Source organism: Streptomyces glomeratus (assembly GCF_021462825.1).
Taxonomy (GTDB): Bacteria; Actinomycetota; Actinomycetes; order Streptomycetales; family Streptomycetaceae; genus Streptomyces; species Streptomyces glomeratus.
Genome location: NZ_JAKEEB010000015.1, coordinates 38,604 through 53,907, shown reverse-complemented (window position 1 = coordinate 53,907; position 15,304 = coordinate 38,604). Strand labels below are relative to the sequence as shown.

Below are 15,304 nucleotides of genomic sequence, written 5' to 3'. Positions count from 1 at the left end.
GCCCTCTTCACCCGGAGCCGCCCGGGAACTCGCGCGCCACGTTCGGTCATGTCCAGGCCATGCTGAGCCCCTTATGGCAGCGCGTCCGAGAGGCGGACGAAGGTGTGGCCGCCGGCCAGCAGGCGGGGAACGGCGGCGGCGATTCCGCGGGCGGTGCCGCCGCGGGGGTGGTTCATGTGGCACAGGACGATGGATCCGTCGCGGGCGGAGGCCACGGCGGTTCGGACCTGTTCCGGGGTGAAGGTCGCGCCCCCGTCGCCGTTGACGGAGAAGCTGACGAATCGCTCCTCGAGGTCGGTCACGATCCGTGCCGCGATGTCGTCGCAGTACGCGGTACCGGAGCGGAAGAAGCGTGGCGGGGCGCCCAGCAGCCCGGTGAGCTTGGCCCGGTTGCCGGCGATCTCGTCGTACACCTCGGCGGCGCTGCGGGTGCCGGGAATGCCGTAGGCGGAGCGCCCGGTCACCGACAGCGGTCGGTGCCGGGTGCCGTGGTTCGCGATCTCGAACAGCGGGTCGGCGGCCAGCCGGTGGAAGGCGGACGGGTTGGCGTCGATCCAGCGGGAGTTGAGGAAGAGGGTCGCCGGTATCCTCCGCTCGCGGAGGAAGTCGATCAGCGCCCGGTCGTAGCCACTGCCGCCGGGGCCTCCGCAGGCGTCGAAGGTCAATGCGATCACGCGTTTGCCGCCCGGAAGCGCGTGCACCACTCCCGGCGCATCGAAGCCCCAGGTACGGGGTATGGCGTGGCCGTAGCGGGCGACGATCTCCGCGCGGGTGACCGAAGACGCCGTCGGTGACGGACGGGAGGTGGGGGCGCCCGCCGCGGTCGCCTTGGGGTCGGTGGGTGAGCCGGACCCGGAGACGGTGTCGCCGGACGTGCTCTTTCTCGGGCCCGAGCAGCCGGCGAGCACGCTTGTCGCCATGGCAGCCAGCAACGTCCGGCGCCTGGGTGTCATCCACTCCCCCACCTGGTAAGAAGGGCCGATCGGCGGGGATCGTCACCCGCCTGGGCAACCGTACGGCGGGGATGGGCCGCGACCGGCAAGGGGCGGGCAAGAGATCGCCAATGATCCCTTGTGGATCATTTGCTCTGCCGGTGCACCGCCCTCGCGAACTGCTTGCCCTGCTGCTCGTGCTGCTCGAAGTCGGGCGACCTGCCGCTCGATGCCAGGCGATGTGTCCTGTGATCCCGGCCGGCAGCCGACAAAGTGTCGGCGGATGGGCCGCTGAGGGTCCCGCTAGGGTCACGCCATGACCCACAGCTTCGTAGTCCGCATCCCCGACGCAGAGCTCGAACCGGAGCCGCTCGACCCGGCGCAGATCGTGTCCGGCACGCCCGAGGTGACCGGCAAGGTGGTCTGGGAATCGGAGGACGGACGACAGGTGCGGGGCATCTGGCAGATCACACCCGGCGTCGTGACCGACACCGAAGCCGACGAGCTGTTCGTGGTGATCAGCGGCTCCGCGACGATAGAGGTCGAGGGAGGTCCCACGCTGCACGTCGGGCCGGGCGACATGGCGGTGCTGCGCGAGGGCGACCGTACGACGTGGACCGTGCGCCAGACGCTGCGCAAGGCGTACGCAATCAGCCTCTGAGCAGCGGGACTTCACCACGCCCCACCGACGCGCTCGGCCCGTCGTCCTGTGGCCCTTCGGAACCCCTCTGTCGCCGGATCCCCGCGGAATTGTCCGTGATCGGTAACGGACGCATCCTCCGGCCGTCTTCCTCCGTCCTGACGGGTGCACGTAACCCACGGAGATGGCAAGGAGCGGGGCTGACATGGTGGTGCGCGGAGGACGGGGATGGCACGGCCGGGTGCTCGCGGCGGCGGTCGGGGTGACGGCGGTGGCCGCCGCCACGTCGGTGTGGACCGCGCAGGCCGGTCCTGTCGAGGAGCGGCACGCCCGAGCGGACGCCTCGGCGCACTCCCCGGCGCCGGGCGCGCATTCCCAGGCCCGAGGCGGGGTGCCGGTCGCGGCGGACATCGCCCACGCCTCGGACCGGGGGGCCCGGGGGGTCAACATCACCATCGACGACGGACCCGACCCCGTCTGGACGCCCCAGGTGCTGCGGGTGCTGCGGGAGAACGGCGTGAAGGCCACGTTCTGCATGGTGGGAACGCAGGCCCGCAGCCACCCGGACCTGGTCAAGGCGGTGGTGGCGGCCGGGCATCGGCTGTGCGATCACACGGTGTCGCACGACACCACCATGGCCGCCAAGTCCCAGGCCTACCAGTCACAGGAGATCCTGGACGCCGAACGCATGATCACCGAGGCGTCCGGGGGTGTCCGGCCGCTGTACTACCGGGCCCCGGGTGGTGCTTTCACCCCGTACAGCCGTCGGCTCGCCGCCTCCCAGGGGATGCGGCCGCTGGGCTGGAACGTCGACTCCAAGGACTTCGAGCGCCCCGGCACGGCCGCCGTGATCGCCACCGTCAAGAGGGAGATATCCAACGGCCCGACCGTCCTCTTCCACGACGCGGGCGGGGACCGCTCCCAGACCGTCGCCGCCCTCCGCGAGGTCCTGCCGTGGCTGAAGCAGCAGGGGTACTCCTTCGGCTTCCCGGTGCGCTGAACCTGTCGCTACCGGCAGGGAATGGGCCTGTGCACGCACGTCGAAGGGCGCCACGTGAACTTCAAGGGCCGCAAAACGGGCACCCGTGCACATGTGTACGCCGCCGAGGCGAGGAGGTACCCGATGACCGAGTACGAGCGCTCACGCACCATGCCGGCCCTGCCCGAGCACGTCTTCGACCAGGCCGCCAACGTCGACCAGCTGAGCGGCTGGCTACCTGACGCGCTGCACGTACGTGCCGAGGACCCGCCTGCCGTGACCGTGCACGACGATCACGCCGAGCAGGACATGGCCGCGCTGCTCAGCGCCCGGCCGGAGCAGCTACGGATCGAGTGGGGCACCCGTGACGAGGGCTCCTACGCCGGCTGGCTCCAGGTCGCCGGCATCGGCAGCGGGGCCAGCGAGGTGACCGTGCACCTGTCGTTCTTCGACACTCGCCATGACCCCGGCGAGCGTCCCGTGACGGAAGCCCTCGACCACAGCCTCCGGCGCCTGGAGGAGCTGGTGAGGCTGCGCACCGAGAACGCGGCCGGCTGAGACATCGCGGTCACGCCGTCACCCCTGCTGCGACCGGCTTCCGGGCTCCATTTACAGGAGGTCGGTTGACAGACCAAGGTGTGAGTGGTTAATTACTCATGGAGCCGGGATGCCGGCGGCAGTCACTCACGGAGGCCCGTGAGGGCGATCACGTGCAGCATTCCTCTACCTGCTGAGTGAGTGACCAACCACTCTCTAGTCGCAAGGAGCAACCATGCAGGCCACCGAGATGGTCCTTCCCTCCGTCGGCGAGCCCGAGTCCCTTCAGGTCCGCGTGCGACAGCTGCCCGAGCCGGGGCCCGGCCAGGCCCTCGTCCGTGTGGAAGCCAGCGGGGTCACCTTCGCCGAACAGCAGATGCGGCGCGGCAAGTACTACGACATGCCCGCCTTCCCCTTCGTCCCCGGCTACGACCTCGTCGGCACCGTCGAAGCAGTGGGAGCGCCGGTGGGGGGCGAAACCCGGCCGGTGGCCGGACAGCGGGTCGCTGCCCTGACCAAGACCGGTGGCTGGGCCGATCACGTCCTGCTCGACACCGCCGATCTCGTGCCCGTCCCCGACGGTGTGACCGCAGCCGATGCCGAGACCCTGGTCACCAACGGTGCCACTGCCTGGCGCATGCTGCACCACACGGCGAAGGTGAAGCCCGGCGACACCATCGTCGTCCACGGCGCCAACGGAGGTGTGGGCAGCGTGCTGGTGCAACTGGCCCGCGCGAGCGGTATCCACGTGATCGGCACCGCCTCCGCCCGAAACCAGGAAGCGGTCCGCGCTCTGGGCGCCGTCCCGGTCGACTACCGCGGCGACGTCCCCGCCCGCGTCCGCGAGCTCGCCCCGCACGGCGTGGCAGCCGTCTTCGACCACGTCGGCGGCAAGGGCATCAGGGATTCCTGGCGCATGCTCGCCCCCGGCGGCACGCTCGTGTCCTACGGCAGTGCCTCGACCCGCGACCAGGCCGGCAACGGCACCCTCACCGTCCTCAAGCTCGTCGCACGGCTTGCCCTGTGGAACCTTCTGCCCAACCGCCGATGCGCCCACTTCTTCAACCTGTGGGCCGGCAAGGCCCGCCGCCCCGAGCAGTACCGCGCCCGGCTGCGCGACGACCTCACCCAGGTCTTCGCACTCCTCCGTGCGGGAACCATCACCGCGCGGATCGACCGGGTCTACCCGCTCGAGCAGGCCGCCGCCGCACTTCGGCATGCCGAATCCGGCCAGGTCGTCGGCAAGGTCGTCATCGTCCCGGGTACGGGAGCGGCTCAGGGCCCCGCAGGCACCGGGCGCTGAGGAGACCGACCGTACCCAGAGGACCGGCGACGAGGCCGGAGGAAGCTGATGTCCCGTCATCGTGCCGGGAACTTCGGCGGATCGATGCCGGCAGACGTTCTGCCGGTGCCGGCATCGGGCGGGCGGAGGTTGATCGGCGTGCTGATCGGGGCGGGGCCGACCGGGTTACTTTTCAGTCTGGAGACACCCGGAGGGAGTACGGTCTGGCGCCCTTGCCGTGTCGTGCAGTGGTGTCGGGCGGGGGTCGGGTTGAGGGTGATCACGTTGCCGCTGCGGTCCCGCTGTGCCGGCGTGGTGCCGGCCTTCGCGGCGGCGGCGAAAGGACTATCTCTGATGCGAGTGACCCGGACCATGTTCGCCTCCGCGGCCGTTGCCGCGGCCGTCGCGCTTTCCGCTCCCGCCGCGCACGCCCTGTCGCTGGCCGGGGCTCGGGTTGCGGACCGCGGCACTTCCTACGGCATTGACAAACAGGACCCCCGAGGCGACAGCCGCTTCGATAACCAGCAGCAGGGCCGTTTCGGTCAGACGCCCAGCGGCGGCGTGCAGGCCGGTGGCGGCGCCCTCGTTCTGACCGAGGACCACCACGGCGGCCAGTCGCACGGCGAGCAGGGCGGCGGCGCCCAGGGCGGAGCACACGGCCAGTGGTCGCAGGGCGGCGGCGCCCAGGGCGGCGCACACGGCCAGTGGTCGCACGGCGGGGGTGCCCAGGGCGAGGATGCCCAGGGCGAGGAGGCGCAGGGCGGTGAGGCCCAGGGCGGCGCCGGCGCCTGGGGCGGCCACTCCGGCAGCGCCCAGGGCGGGGGCGCCGGTCAGACGCCCACCGGCGGCGTGCAGGCCGGCGGCGGCGCTCTGGCGCTGGCCAGGGGCCACCACCAGGGCGGCCAGTCGCACGTCGAGCAGGGCGGCGACGAGCAGGGCGGCGAGGCCCAGGGCGGCGACGAGCAGGGCGGCGAGGCCCAGGGCGGCGACGAGCAGGGTGGCGGCGCCCAGGGCGGCGACGCGCAGGGTGGCGACGAGCAAGGTGGCGGCGCCCAGGGTGGCGCGGCCCAGGGCGGCGACGCGCAGGGTGGCGACGAGCAGGGCGGCGGCGCCCAGGGCCACCAGGGCCACCAGGGCCAGGGTGCCGCCGGCGCCCAGGGCGGCGAGGGCCAGGCCCACCAGGGCCAGGGCGGCGCCGGCGCCTGGGGCGGCAACTCCGCCAACGCCCGCGGCGAGCAGGGAGCAGCCGCCCAGGGACCCAGCGGCGGCATCCACGCCGGCGGCGGTGGCCTGGCCGGCACCACCAGCACCAGTGGCCTGGCCGCAGGATCGATCCTGCTGCTCGGCGGCCTGGGAGCGGGCGTCTACATGCTGCGCCGCCGCAACGCCTCCGGTATCGCGGGAGCCTGACCGGCTTTCCCCCACCTGCCGGTGCACGGCCGCGGCCGCCGCCGCCCCACAGCGGGCGACAGTGGCCGCGGCCGCCGCCATGTCGGCCGCCTTGCGCAGACGGCTACGGTGCCTTGCTCAGGGTGTCGTGGCCCAATTCGGAGGCATTGACACGCGCGCGCCCCAGCACGGCTAGAGCGGCGACCCGGAGGACGCTCCCGCCGTATCGCAGAGCTCCCGACGGCGGTGGAGTTCGTCGATGTCCGCGTCGGGGAGCGTGAGTGCATGGTCGAAGTCCGCCCGTGCCAGGTCGGTTCGGCCGTCGGCGAGATGGGCGATGCCTCGGTTGAGAAGGACGTCGGGGTCGTTGCCGACGACCTCGAGTGCGGCGGTCAGGTCCGCGACGGCCCTGCCGTGCCGGGTCTGGTGGTAGTGCACAACGGCCCGGTTTATCAGCGCGGCAGGGTAGCGCGGGTCTCGCTCCAGGGCGGCGTCGAAGGCCTCAAGGGCCTCGTCGAAGTCCTCGCGCTGCAGGAGCACGATGCCCTTGAGGCACAGCAGTTGCACCTCCCCCGGGTGGAGGGCCAGCCCCGTGTCCGCGTCGGTTTCGGCGCCTTCGAGGTCACCCGTCTCCAGCAGCAGCTCCGCCCTGGCGACACGGGTGTCCAGGTCCGAGGGCTCCATCTCCAGCACATAGGAGAAGTCGTCCAGCGCGCCGCGGAGATCGCCGGTCTGAGCCCGGGCGGTACCGCGGTTGTAGTACAACTCGGGGAACGGTGGCGCCAGTTGCGCGGCGCGGTCGTAGTCGGCCAGGGCCGCGTCGAAGTCACCGCGGTCGCGGGAGATCCTGGCGCGCTCCGAGAGATAGTCGGTGTAGTAGGGATCGAGGTCGACAAGCCGGGTGTAGTCGGCATACGCCTCTTCCGCGCGCCCCCAGCGCGACCAGCAGGCGGGCCCGGTTGTACAGCAACTGGGAGCGATGCAGGATCCACTGGCCGTCGTCCATCGCCTCGTCGAGCCGGGCGATGCACGATTCCACGAGCTCGAGGGCGCGGGTCCGGTTGCCACGGTGCATCTCGACGAGGGCCAGCCCGTTGTCGTGGAAGACACTGAAGGTCAGGCGTTCGGCCGGGTCCGGAAGGATGCCCGCGATGGCGACCGCGTTGTGCTGCCACTGCAGGGCGAGTTCGTGGTCGCGTGGCTGCAGGAAGCGGGTGTGCAGCATGGCGATCGCATAGCTGGTCATCATGTGGATCTTGGGATTGGTGAAGCGGCGCAGCAGGTCCCGGTACAGCTCCATGGACTCGTCCAGCCGCCCGATCGGGATGCACGCCGCGGCCGCCTCCCGGGTGAACTCCCAGTAGTCGTGCTCGTGGATGCCAGGATCGCTCACGCCTCGCCCGCGCAGCCCCAGGTCCACCACGGCGGCGGAGAAGCCGGTGGCGACCGCGTGGCGCTGGGCCGCGAGCAGAGCGGTCCGTCCCGCCCCCGCCGGGTCGCTGCCGCGTTCGCGGTGGTAGGCGATCGCTCCCATCCGCACGCCCCAACTCGCCGTGCCCTCCAGGCTGTCGGCACGCCTATCGTGCAGGCGGGCGACTGCCTCCCGATCCGCCTCCTGGTAGCCGCGCACCACCTGGGGGTCGTCGTCGGTGCAGTCACCGTCGACGTACGCGGCCGCCCACTCGAGCGGACCGCGGTGCGCTTCCGGCTCGCGGTCGGCCGCGGGCGCATGGAGGGTGGTCGTCGTGTTGGCGAGCGCGGCCTCCAGTTCGCCGGTCAAAGCTTCGGCGGTCGTGGAGACCAGCACCCGCAGCAGGCGTGGATCCGCCCGGCGCACCAGCAGGGCCAGCAGTTCCTGGGTGGTGGATTCCGCGGCGTGGACCTCCTCGAAGGCCAGCTCGAGGGGGGAGTCGGAGCCGGCCTGGGTCCGGCGCGCATAGTCGAGGAGGAAGGTGACGATGCCCTGGCTCATACAGCGGATCATTCCGGAGCCGAAGAAGCGGGTGCGCTCCTTGAACGGGGCCTCGCCGGCCAGCGTACGCGGGGCCGGGCCGATGAGCTGCGCCAACTCCGGCATGCCGTAGAGCAGTTCCACCCGGTGGGCGTCGACGAGTGCGGGCCAGCGCCGGTGGGCCTCGGGAAGCACGGCCCGCAGCACGGTGTCGATGCCGGTGTAGGGGCCCCGCAGACGCTGGTGACAGCGGACCACCAGTGCCCTGCCGGCGTGGGTTCGGACGAGGCGGAGGCGGTCTGGGCGCCTGTCGCCCACGATCCGGAGATGGCCCATCATGCGAGTTCAACCTCCGTCGAAGGGGACGTGTGGGATGGGGAGAGCTTTTTCTCCCGGCGCTTCCGCCTCGACAGCACGACGAGGGCAGCCACCTGGGCGATGTTCATACACAGGGACAGCACGGCGTCCCAGAAAGCCGCATTGACATGACCGGAGGTGACGGCCTGCCGAGCAATAGTAAAATATTGAATCGTCACCGGAATGCTGACGAAAGCGGTGATGCCGGCCAGCGTGCCGTATCCGAGAACGATGAAAGGGCCGTAGAACTTTCCCACCCGCCGGTCTCGTGGGGTCCACTTCTCCTCGTCCACCACACGGTCGGAGCGGCCCAGTAGACGCCACATCCGGTTCTTCAGAAGCGTCATGCCGGCGTCGTGGAGGTCATAACAGTTCCATGCGGTGGCCGCCACGTAGTAGAGGTCGGTACGCAAATAAAGCTGGAACTGCCAGAGAACGCGGACCCCTACGGTGAACGCCAGGGCAAGGCAGACCCGCGCGGTGAGGGAGAAGGTTCCGTCCGCGTTCCGTGTCGCGTCGGCCACGAGTCCGAGCGCCCCCATGACCACACCGTCGCACACGATACCCGCGAGAAACGGAAGATAGCGTTTCCGGCGGGGCACACTCAGCAGACCGTTGATCTGCGTCTCGGCCACGATGTAGGTGAGGCGGTTGCTCAGCCGCAGCCGGGTGGGCAGACCCAGACGGCGTCCGGCGAGGATGTGGAACCCCTCGTGGAGCAGCAGCAGGGGCACCTGACCGAAGGTGATCACCAACTGGACCACGAGAAGGGAGTGCACGAAGAAGATCTGGGACGGGTGCGGTGCCAGGTCCGTGTGGCCGGCCACGGCCCACGCCCAGCCGCCGGCCACGGCCAGGTAGCACCCCCACGCGGGCAGGGAGAACACGGCGCGGCCCAGTCGGCGCAGGCGCACGGGCGCAGGTGGAGCGGCGTCCGGCGGCGGCTCCCCGTCCTCGCGGACGAAGCCGAGCTCCTCCAGCGTGGCCACGAAGTCGTCCAGATCGACCGGCTCGTCGAAGACCGACTCGTACCAGTCGGCCGCGGCGCCGAGGGGCATGCCCTGCGCAAGCCGCTTCAGCAACTCCGCCCCGTCGGCCGGGAACACCGCGTAGGAACCGGTGTCGAGCCGACCGACCACCACGTCGTCGCCTTCGGGAACGAAACTCAACTCATGCAAGAACAGGCCGCCATCGGCCACAGCCCCTCCCCTACGGCCGGCGCAGGCAACCCGGGTGCGCCGGCAGCCGGCGCACCCGAGCGCAATTCAGGAGCGTGTGAAGCGTTACGCGTTGGCGCTGTACGGGCACTGACAGGCGGCCGACGTCAGACGCACGTCGCCGGCACGACGCACGGCAATCTTCTTGACACCGGACTTCTTGCGCATTGCGAGAGTCGACTTCATCACGGATCCCCTCTCATCGGATGTTCGCCGACCGGTGGCCGACGGCAATCAAAAGTGTTGCCACCGGCCCGCGAACACAAGGTCGAGTTCGAGCCATTCGGTACGTGCGCCCCGTTCCCCGCAGAAGACAACGATGCCGGGAAACGATTCAACGCAGGCGCGGGCAAAGGAATCCCGCGGCGGCAACGGATTCCGCCGCCTCCCGGCCGCAGACATCGTTGCCAGAACACGGGGACAACCCTCTTCCCACATCAGAGGACCACTCGGCCGGTACGGAACCAGAGAATCCGCTCACCGCTCCGCCATGGAACGCATCGTGACCGGATTCCGTTTGCGGGCGGATACGGCTCACGAAACGGCTGACAAAGTGCTCGGTCGCTCGAAGCGACCGAAGTCCAAGTGCCTGCAAAGGTATTCGACTGCTGTAATGAGAATGCGGCGTCCGGGTTTCGGACGCCGTTTCTTCTCGTTCGTGTGACTCGCTGCCCGGGCCCGCGAAGCTCCGGGACCCCCGGACCGGCCGCATACGGTTGCTCCTGGCCGACGGCACCCGCATGGACCGCTCGAGGACGCCGTGGTCATGGGAGGTGCCTCGGGGGGTACCGGCTGCGTATGACTTCCGAAACGGCTCCTCCGGCACCGCGCGGCGCGTATGCGGAGCGACTGCGCCGACTGCACGACGTCTACGCGGTGGGTACGGCGGCCTGGACGCTCTGTCTGTTCATGTCTCTGCTGGGCCACGACGCCGACGTCCGGCAAGTGGTCGTCCTGCTCGGCCTGATGACGGCCTTCGCAGTGTCGTGGCTGTGGTGCACCTGGCGGCTTTCGACCGGCGGGGACACCGACGAGCAGCTCGATGAGGGCTGAGATCTCCGTGGTCGCAACCCGTGCGTTGCGGTCGCTGTCGGCCGGTCACGGCCGGGGTAGCGTTGCGGTCGCTGACGACCCATCGCCACGCTTCCCGGTGGAGAGAGGAGTTCCCGGTGGCCAAGGAGCCGATCCTGGTGCTTGCGGCAACCGGCGGGCAGGGCAGGGCCGTGACCGACGCCCTGCTGGGGCGTGGGGCCCCCGTCCGGGCGCTGGTGCGGGATCCCGGGCGGCCGGCCGCGCGTGCGCTGGCCGACCGGGGCGTCGAGGTCGTGGCGGGGTCCCTGAGCGATCCCGGGTCGCTGGCCCCGGCGATGACCGGCGTGGCGGGAGTGTTCGCGTTCACCACTCCCTTCGAATCCGGCGTGGAGGCCGAGGTGGCCCAGGGCCGGGCGATCCTGAATGCCGCGCACCGGGAGCGCGTACCGCATCTCGTGTTCAGCTCGGTGGCGGGTGCCGACCAGGACAGCGGGGTACCGCATTTCGACAGCAAGGCGCGGGTCGAGGCCGAGCTGACCTCGGGCGATGTGCCGTACACGATCCTGGGGCCGACATACTTCTTCGACAACGCCCTGGGCGAAGCGGAGCGCATCCTCGGCGGGGTGCTCGAGCTGCCGCTGCCGTCTGATCGGCCCTTGCAGCAACTTGCCCGCCCCGACCTCGGCGCCTTCGCGGCCGAGGTGCTGCTCCATCCTGCCGCGTACGCCGGGCAGCGCCTCGAACTGGCCGGTGACGCACCCACACCCGCCCGGATGGCCGCGACGCTGAGCGAGATCCTGGGACGTGAAGTCCGCCATGAGCAGGTACCGCTGACGGCGATCGGCAATCCGGACATGCATGCGATGTGGACGTTTCTGAACGGCCCCGGCTACCACGTCGACATCCCCGCTCTGCACGGCGCCCATCCGGAGATCCACTGGACGACCTTCGCCGACTGGGCGCGGCGCGCGTTCGCGGGTGCCCGCTGACCCGGCCGGGACGGCGGCCACCGAGTCGGAAGTGGGCCTCAGCCGGGCCGCCCGGCGGCGTTTCCCTGCTGCGGATCGCCATGGCTTCGGCGGTATTCACCCGGGGGCATTCCGTAGTGTGCCTTGAAGGCCCGGCTGAAGGCGGCGGCATCGGAGAATCCAGCGCGGATCGCGATCGCGGCGACGCTACGGCCGGCCATACGGGGGTCGGTGAGGTCGGCCCGGCAGCGCTCCAGGCGTTGCTCGCGGATGAACTGCCCGACCGTCCTGCCGTCCTCCCGGAACAGGTACTGCAAGGCGCGCAGCGAGATGTGGTGGGCGGCGGCGACATCCGTGGGAGTGAGCCCCGGCTCACCGAGCCGGGCCCGGATGAAGGACTTGATCCTGTGCAGTTGTGCCGCCTTCCGCGCCGCACCGGTCTGCGGTCCGTCGGCCCCGCACAGGCTCGCCAGGAACGCGGTGGTCAGGTCGACCACGGCGGAGGCCAGCCGGGGTGTCTGAGCGGCCTCGAGCTTCGGTCCCTGCCGGACGAGCCCACCGAGCAGCTCGCTCAGCAGAACACCGACACCGGTCCGGGACGGCAGCGCGGTGGCCACCAGCCGGCGCAGCGCCTGCTCCGGGACGGGCAGCGTGTGCCGCGGCAGATGCAGCACGATGGACTGCGCCACGTCGTCGGTGGCGATCGATGCCCAGTACGGCTGTGAGGTGTCGTAGAGCACCAGGTCACCCGGGCACGGGTCGACACGGTTACCGCCCTGCTCCCGCTGCATGCGCCCTTTGACGACCAGGGCCAGCACCCACAGTTCGGGGTCGGAACGCCGGATGAGGCGCCGTGTACGTATCGACTGCATGGTGGGGAACGCGACGCTGGAGACACCGACGCGGTCGCCCAGCGACAACAGCGTCGCCGAGGCGGGAAAGTCCGAGACGTGCTCGGTGATGATGTCGTGCGGCGCCATGTCGCGGGCCACCAGCTCGCAGAACCAGCCGAACCGGTCCCCTGCCGGCAGATCCCGGCTGGAGAGAGTGATCACCTTTCGGCCCCTCCCGTCTCGGCAGCCGGCGCGGCGCCGCTTCACCCGTCTGTGCATCGTCGCCCACCGTGGACCGCCGGGGAAGTGGTTTATGCGTCAAGGACAGCAGGGGCAGATACGGCGGCCGAAGGTGGAACGCACCCCTCCGGTGCGCGGAACGTCAACCATCACTGCGCTGTACGTCAATGACCCGCAGAGACGGGGCAGCAAGGATGAGGCCCAGTGGCCATACCAGTCGGATCGCGGGGGCGACCGCGGTCCGACTGTGCCGGCCAGGCGCAGCCCGAGGAGTCCGGGGGAGATCCGCGGGCTGCGCCTGACTTTGCCACCCCGGGCCTTACGGGACGCCGAGTTCGAAGAGGACGTATCCCGCGTACGAACCCGATGCCACCGCGGCGAGGGCGAGCACCGTGAATCGCGAACGCGCTCCGAGGCCGCGCATGGCGAGCGCGAGCGGGATGAAGAGCGGGAAGGCGGGGAGCAGATAGCGGGAGACGTTGGCGAATATCTGCTGGCCGCCGAGGACCAGGGCGAGGGTGAGGACGGTGTGGACGACCAGTACGGCCGGAGGGCGCAGCCGGATCAGCGGTGGGATCAGCAGCAGCGCCAGCAGGACGGTGCCCACACTGACGATGTCGGCGTACGGGGACGCGAAGAGGTACCCGAAGTGGCCCACGGGCACGGACTCGAACACCTTGAGTGTGTACGCGCCGTAGTCGAACTTATGGGCCCAGGCGCCCTCCTGGAGCTTGAAGTAGCCGCCGGGATCGCCCATACGGTGGCCCACCCAGAGCAGATAGCCGAGCAGGCCGAGCGGGGCGATCACGATGGCCGCCGACGGACGCAGGACGGCGTCCCACTGCCGGGGGCGGGCGCGCAGCGGGGGTTCGGCTCGCTGCCGGACAAGGGTGAGCAGCGCGGCGACGGTGACAGCCGCGACGAGCGCAGCGGCGGTGGGGCGGGTGAGGCCTGCCGCGCAGGTGAGGATTCCCGCGGCCAGCCATCGGCGGCTCATGACGGCGTGGCAGGCCCAGACGGCGAGGGCGACGTAGAGGGATTCCGAGTAGACGGACCACTCCATGCCGGAACCCGGCCATACGGCCCACAGTCCGGCTGCGGCCAGCCCGGCCCGCCTTCCGCCGAGCCGGGCGGTGACGGCGTGGATCCCCAGGGCGGCCACGAACGAGGCGACGACCGAGACCAGGAGGCCGGCGCCGTACAGGCCGAGGCCGGTGCACTCGGAGACCAGCCGCATCACGGCCGGATAGAGGGGGAAGAACGCTGCCGAGTTGCCCTCGAGGGTGATCAGGCCGGTGGCTCCGGGAACGGGGACGAGGGCAGGGTGGTATCCGTGCGCGGCGACCTGCTGGTACCACCAGCCGTCCCAAGTGGCGAGCACGTCCCAGGGGTGGGCACCGCCGCCGAAGCGAGGATGCTTCCGCCGGTAGTCCCCGGCGGAGTGCAGCAGGAGCAGGAAGACGGTGAAACCGATCGACTTGAGCGTGCCGTACAGCAGAAGCACGGGGACGTGGTGCCGCACCGCTCGGCGCAGCCGTCCCCACCGGTCGCGCGCGGTCACCGGCGCGAAGGCGGCCGGGAAGGCCGGGGCGTCGGCTTCCGTGCGCACGGGTGCGGGGAATCCCGCGGGAGCGGTGCCGTGGCTGTCCGCGGGGGCCTGGTTGGTCATGAGGTCGTGTCTCCCGCCTGATCGGCGCGGGAGCGGGCGGGGAACACCCAGGACCGGAAGAGCAGGAAACGCAGCAGCGTGGCGGCCAGGTTGGCGGCGACGAGCACCACGAGCTCGAAGGGGCGCGTGACATGGGGCGCCGCGCGGTGCAGCACGGCGAGTGAGCCGCTGGTGAGTGCCAGGCCGACGGCGAAGACGACCAGCCCCTTGGCCTGGTGGCGTAGCGCGCCCCGGCCGCGCATGCCGAAGGTGAGCCGCCGGTTCGCGGCCGTGTTGGCGAGAGCGCAGACCAGCAGCGCCAGGGCGTTGGCGGCCTGGGGTGCGCCCACCGGACGCAGGGCCGTGTAGAGGAGCAGATACCCCACAGTGCTCAGTGCTCCCACGGCGGCGAAACGCGCCATCTGGGCGGCCAGGCCGTCTGGTGGCGCGCCGGTTCCGCTCCGGCGCAGCCCGGCCATCGGAAGCGTGCCACGGGCCAGCGCCCGGCCGATCCTGGCGATGCCGCGCAGGTCGGCCAGGGCCGTGGACAGGATGTCGACCCTGCTGTCGGGGTCGTCCACCCAGTCGACGGGCACCTCGTGGATGCGCAGCCCGGCCCGTTCGGCGATCACCAGCAGCTCGGTGTCGAAGAACCATCCCGTGTCCTTCACCAAGGGCAGCAGCCGCTCGGCGACATCGCGCCGTACCGCCTTGAAACCGCACTGCGCGTCGGAGAAGCCCACGGCCAGGGTGGAGCGCAGGAGAACGTTGTAGCAGCGGGAGATGATCTCCCGCTTGGGACCGCGCACGACGGTGGAGCCCCGGGCCAGCCGCGTCCCGATGGCGATGTCGGAGTGTCCGGAGATCAGTGGTGCAACCAGCGGGAGCAGCGCCGTCAGTTCGGTGGACAGGTCGACGTCCAGATACGCGAGCACCGGGGCCGGAGAAGACGACCACGCGGCGTGAAGCGCCCGGCCGCGCCCCTTCTCGGCCAGCCGTATCCACTCCGTCTCCGGCAGTTCGGCGGCCAGCCGGGCGGCGATGCGCGGGGTGTCGTCGGTACTCGCGTTGTCGGCGACCGTGATGCGGAACGGATAGGGGAACGTCGCCCGCAGATGCGCGTGGAGGCGCCGCACGCTCGGCTCCAGATCGGTCTCCTCGTTGAACACGGGGACGACTACGTCCAGGACGGGATCCAGGTGGTGCGCGGGCAGCGGTGTCCGCAGGGGCAACCGATCGGTCCGGGCGGCAGGTATGGCATGTGTCATTGTCTGTCCGGTTATGTTCTCTGGCGCAGGG

At 70.7% G+C, this 15,304-nt stretch carries 13 protein-coding genes; 7 read left to right on the top strand and 6 right to left on the bottom strand.

Annotation, left to right across the window (positions count from 1 at the left end):
- Window positions 1-71: 71 nt before the first annotated feature.
- A complete protein-coding gene (locus tag LZ604_RS19300) occupies window positions 72-920 on the bottom strand; it encodes a polysaccharide deacetylase family protein (RefSeq protein ID WP_234516629.1) in 849 nt (282 codons plus the stop codon).
- 328 nt (window positions 921-1,248) lie between these two features.
- Between LZ604_RS19300 and LZ604_RS19295 the strand changes: the two genes are divergently transcribed.
- From LZ604_RS19295 to LZ604_RS19275, 5 genes are all read left to right on the top strand, one after another.
- Window positions 1,249-1,593, top strand: coding sequence for a cupin domain-containing protein (locus tag LZ604_RS19295; RefSeq protein WP_234516628.1), 345 nt, complete (start codon window positions 1,249-1,251; stop codon window positions 1,591-1,593).
- A 184-nt stretch (window positions 1,594-1,777) separates the two neighbouring features.
- The gene (locus tag LZ604_RS19290) at window positions 1,778-2,572 is read left to right on the top strand and encodes a polysaccharide deacetylase family protein (protein WP_234516627.1); all 795 of its coding nucleotides are present in this window, start codon (window positions 1,778-1,780) and stop codon (window positions 2,570-2,572) included.
- A gap of 123 nt (window positions 2,573-2,695) precedes the next feature.
- A complete protein-coding gene (locus LZ604_RS19285) occupies window positions 2,696-3,109 on the top strand; it encodes an SRPBCC family protein (protein WP_234516626.1) in 414 nt (137 codons plus the stop codon).
- A gap of 214 nt (window positions 3,110-3,323) precedes the next feature.
- Complete coding sequence (locus LZ604_RS19280) at window positions 3,324-4,391, top strand: medium chain dehydrogenase/reductase family protein (RefSeq protein WP_234516625.1); 1,068 nt, start codon at window positions 3,324-3,326, stop codon at window positions 4,389-4,391.
- Window positions 4,392-4,724: 333 nt separating this feature from the next.
- Entirely contained in the window at window positions 4,725-5,780 is a 1,056-nt protein-coding gene (locus LZ604_RS19275) for a hypothetical protein (protein WP_234516732.1), read from the top strand.
- Between the two features lie 171 nt (window positions 5,781-5,951).
- On the opposite strand, the gene LZ604_RS19270 is transcribed toward LZ604_RS19275, so the two are convergent.
- A complete protein-coding gene (locus LZ604_RS19270; protein ID WP_372482162.1) occupies window positions 5,952-6,827 on the bottom strand; it encodes a tetratricopeptide repeat protein in 876 nt (291 codons plus the stop codon).
- A gap of 1,218 nt (window positions 6,828-8,045) precedes the next feature.
- Entirely contained in the window at window positions 8,046-9,236 is a 1,191-nt protein-coding gene (locus LZ604_RS19260; RefSeq protein WP_234516623.1) for a hypothetical protein, read from the bottom strand.
- Window positions 9,237-10,082: 846 nt separating this feature from the next.
- On the opposite strand from LZ604_RS19260, the gene LZ604_RS19255 reads away from it, so the two are divergent.
- Both LZ604_RS19255 and LZ604_RS19250 read left to right on the top strand, forming a co-directional pair.
- Window positions 10,083-10,337: a hypothetical protein gene (locus LZ604_RS19255; protein ID WP_234516622.1), complete on the top strand. Its 255-nt coding sequence runs from the start codon at window positions 10,083-10,085 to the stop codon at window positions 10,335-10,337.
- 116 nt (window positions 10,338-10,453) lie between these two features.
- Window positions 10,454-11,305 (top strand): NmrA/HSCARG family protein, encoded by an 852-nt coding sequence (locus LZ604_RS19250; RefSeq protein ID WP_234516621.1) that lies wholly within the window; start codon window positions 10,454-10,456, stop codon window positions 11,303-11,305.
- A 38-nt stretch (window positions 11,306-11,343) separates the two neighbouring features.
- On the opposite strand, the gene LZ604_RS19245 is transcribed toward LZ604_RS19250, so the two are convergent.
- The 3 genes from LZ604_RS19245 to LZ604_RS19235 form a co-directional block, all read right to left on the bottom strand.
- Entirely contained in the window at window positions 11,344-12,339 is a 996-nt protein-coding gene (locus LZ604_RS19245; protein ID WP_234516620.1) for a helix-turn-helix domain-containing protein, read from the bottom strand.
- Between the two features lie 337 nt (window positions 12,340-12,676).
- Window positions 12,677-14,026, bottom strand: a complete 1,350-nt coding sequence (locus tag LZ604_RS19240) for a putative hexosyltransferase (protein WP_234516619.1) — start codon at window positions 14,024-14,026, stop codon at window positions 12,677-12,679.
- The gene (locus LZ604_RS19235) at window positions 14,023-15,273 is read right to left on the bottom strand and encodes a bifunctional glycosyltransferase family 2/GtrA family protein (RefSeq protein WP_234516618.1); all 1,251 of its coding nucleotides are present in this window, start codon (window positions 15,271-15,273) and stop codon (window positions 14,023-14,025) included. Before LZ604_RS19235 ends, LZ604_RS19240 begins: the two co-directional genes overlap by 4 nt.
- Window positions 15,274-15,304 lie beyond the last annotated feature (31 nt).